Here is a 3,245-nt window from a genome sequence, read left to right as displayed (position 1 = left end):
CGCGGTTAGCTATGTCATTATTAAAACCAACCAGCGGCAGTATCTTTTTTCAAGTCCAGGTTACCGCTCCCCTGACACCGGCTGATATGGCCCGCAATATTGGCTATGTATTCCAAAACCCTGACAGGCAGATTTTTCGGGATACAGTTGCCCAAGAGGTGGCTTATGGGCCAGAACAGCTAGGGTTTGCTCCTGAGGCGATTGCTGAGGCTGTATCCCAGGCGCTCAGTATGACCGGATTAAGAGAGGTCGCCGATAAATTTCCTCGGACGCTTAGTCGCGGACTAAAACAAAAGGTGGCTATTGCTTCATCCATTGCTATGCAGCCCAAGATGCTGATCTTAGATGAGCCCACCAGCGGGCAGGACCCCTGGGAAGCTCAACATTTGATGGATTTGTTAGTTAGCTTGAATAAGCAGGGAATTACTATAATTTTAGTTACTCATGATATGGAACTTATTGCTCAGTATGCTACCAGGACTGTTGTTCTTGATAAAGGTGTAAAAGTATTTGATGGTACGCCGGCTTCCCTGTTTGACGGCAGTCAGGAGATCGGGAAATGGGGTCTGATTCCCCCGGCTGCTATGGCTCTCAGCCGGCAACTTAACGGAGTACATGCCCAAGATGCGGCAGAACTAACTCGATTACTTTGTTGTGCGATAAACCAGAGGAGGGAAAAACATGCCTAAACTTGCGCCGCTTACAAAACTGATTTTAACTGCTGCGGTTTCGCGCTGGGCTTGGCTGATCCCTACACTAACTGGGCTAGCCATTTTGGTTGGAGGAGAACTATTGCTGCTTTCGCTACATCGTCCGTCAGGTAAGCATTGTAAAGCCATTGCTGGGTTAACGGTGTTTGCCGTAATGTTAGCTGCCCTGCAATACGTGTTTGGCAGTACGTTGGAATTTTCTTTAATGACTGGTCTAAAAATGTTTGCCATGTCAAGTATTTTTGTTTTTTTGCTGGCGACAACCAGACTGCAGGATTTGACGGCGGCGCTGGTCAGTCAGTGCCGGATACCGTATGAATATGCTTTTATGTTTACTTCTGCTCTCCGATTTGTTCCGGATTTTCTGGAAGAAAGCCGGATTGTCCGTGAAGCACAGGCCTGTCGGGGCTATGTTTTTCGCGGTAATCCTCTAAAGCGTTTGAGGGACTATGTTGCTATTGTTGAACCATTGGTGCTGCGGGCAGTATCCCGTTCGGAAACCATGGCGATGAGCCTCGAGCTTAGAGGTTTTGGCCGTAAAGGGCGGCGTCAGTTTACTTCTGACGTAGTACTGACTAATATTGATTATGTGTTTTTGCTCTTAATGTTGGCGCTGACTGTAGGATTAGTGATTTTGCGATAATGATAATTATAAGAAGAATGTATTACTAGCATTAAAAATCTGAATGCTAGTAATTATTTTTTACAGAAAAATGCAGGAAAAGTATTTTTATGGCAGAATATACTATTTTACAAATGTAGTGATTGCATTGCCCTCACTATTTTGGGGAACAATTTTCAAATGCAAAATTAATTAAACCAGAGAGGAGTTTCAAAGTATGGCCTTTATAAACGACAACTATCTTAAATTGCCTGGGAGTTATTTGTTTGCTGAAATAGCGAGGCGCGTGACCAAATTTAAGGAGAATAATCCTACTGCTGATATTATTAGACTGGGTATTGGTGATGTAACCAGACCTTTGCCTCAAGCAGTAATCAAGGCGTTACATACTGCTGTTGACGAAATGGCAGATGCTAAGACTTTCCGCGGCTATGGCCCTGAACAAGGTTACGCTTTTCTTATTGAGAAGATTATTGCTACCGATTATGCACCACGGGGTGTGACGCTGGATGTTGATGAAATATTTATCAGCGACGGCTCTAAGAGCGATGTCGGCAATATTCAGGAGATTTTCGGAATTAATAATGTGGTAGCGATTACTGATCCGGTGTATCCCGTGTATCTGGATACTAACGTTATGGCTGGACGTACTGGTGAACTGGTTGACGGTAAATTTGCTGGTGTTACCTATTTGACTTGTAATGCTGAAAACAATTTTACTCCTAAGTTGCCTGAAGAACGGGTAGACCTCATTTACTTATGTGTTCCCAATAACCCAACAGGCACTACCTTATCGAAAGAAGAATTGAAAAAATGGGTAGACTATGCAAAGGCTAATGGGTCAATTATCCTTTATGATTCTGCCTATGAAGCTTATATTCAGGAAAAGGATGTTCCCCATAGCATCTATGAAATTGAAGGTGCTAAAGAGGTAGCTATTGAGTTCAGATCGTTTTCTAAAACAGCCGGTTTTACTGGCACCCGCTGCGCCTATACCGTTGTACCTAAGACAGTAATGGGCATTACAAAAGACGGCAAGCAGTTCCCATTGAACAAGCTCTGGAATCGTCGCCAGACAACCAAGTTTAACGGAGTGCCCTACATTATCCAGCGCGGTGCTGAAGCAGTCTATTCGCCTGAAGGCCAGAAGCAAGTCAGAGAACTTATTAATTACTACATGACTAATGCCAAAACAATCCGTGAAGGCTTGCAGAGTATCGGTCTAGAAGCCTATGGCGGAGTCAACGCGCCTTATATTTGGTTAAAGACGCCGAAGGGTTATGATTCCTGGTCCTTTTTTGACAAACTTTTAACTGAAGTCCATATTGTTGGTACACCAGGTGCTGGCTTCGGCCCAGCCGGTGAAGGCTATTTCCGGCTTACGGCGTTTGGTAGCCAGGAAAGTACGCAGGAAGCAATTGAACGTATTAAAACCAAGTTAAAATTATAATACATATAGTACAGTTACAATAATAAAGATTGCTGCACTACTGCTTGTCAGGATAGGTAACTGGGTAATGATTGTACCTTGCCTATCGTGTGCGTAGTGAAGCAATCTCTTTTTATATATGAGAAACATATGAGAAAAACAGAGCGGTTTCAAGACAATGTCAGACAAGGAAGGAGTTGCCTGCACTTACAGAACAGGAGATCGATGGGCTTAGGTAGAATGATTAAAGATATAGTTTCTGTTTCAAAACCCGACTAGTTGGCAAACTAAAGAGTGCGCGTATATTTTAGCAGGAGTGGAGGCGTAATTTGTGAATGAAGGACCACAAACTGCAGTAGGGCCTCAGATAGCGTGGAGCAAGAAAAAAATTGGGCTGCTTATGGTTGTTGTGATTATAGTAGTAGGGATATGTCTTTTTCAGTTTGCCGCAGGCAAGGTGCGGCAAGTGGCAGAGCAGACATTG

Annotated in this window: 3 protein-coding genes; all 3 read left to right on the top strand. The window is 43.8% G+C overall.

Translation table 11 applies throughout. The features are described from left to right. Nucleotides 1–689: energy-coupling factor ABC transporter ATP-binding protein (locus AC29Z1_RS09290; protein WP_488271180.1), on the top strand; the 689-nt coding region annotated here is incomplete at its 5' end. Then, complete coding sequence (locus AC29Z1_RS09285) at nt 682–1,353, top strand: energy-coupling factor transporter transmembrane component T family protein (protein WP_488271179.1); 672 nt, start codon at nt 682–684, stop codon at nt 1,351–1,353. The genes AC29Z1_RS09290 and AC29Z1_RS09285, both read left to right, overlap by 8 nt. Before the next feature lie 196 nt (nt 1,354–1,549). Then, nucleotides 1,550–2,782, top strand: coding sequence for an LL-diaminopimelate aminotransferase (locus AC29Z1_RS09280; RefSeq protein ID WP_488271178.1), 1,233 nt, complete (start codon nt 1,550–1,552; stop codon nt 2,780–2,782). Nucleotides 2,783–3,245: the final 463 nt, after the last annotated feature.

Source organism: Sporomusa sp. (genome assembly GCF_057736855.1).
This window is presented reverse-complemented; position numbering and strand designations above follow the sequence as displayed.

Coding starts and splice junctions, on each gene's coding strand:
- AC29Z1_RS09285 (WP_488271179.1), top strand. CDS start 682: ATGCCTAAACTTGCGCCGCTTACAAAACTGATTTTAACTGCTGCGGTT.
- AC29Z1_RS09280 (WP_488271178.1), top strand. CDS start 1,550: ATGGCCTTTATAAACGACAACTATCTTAAATTGCCTGGGAGTTATTTG.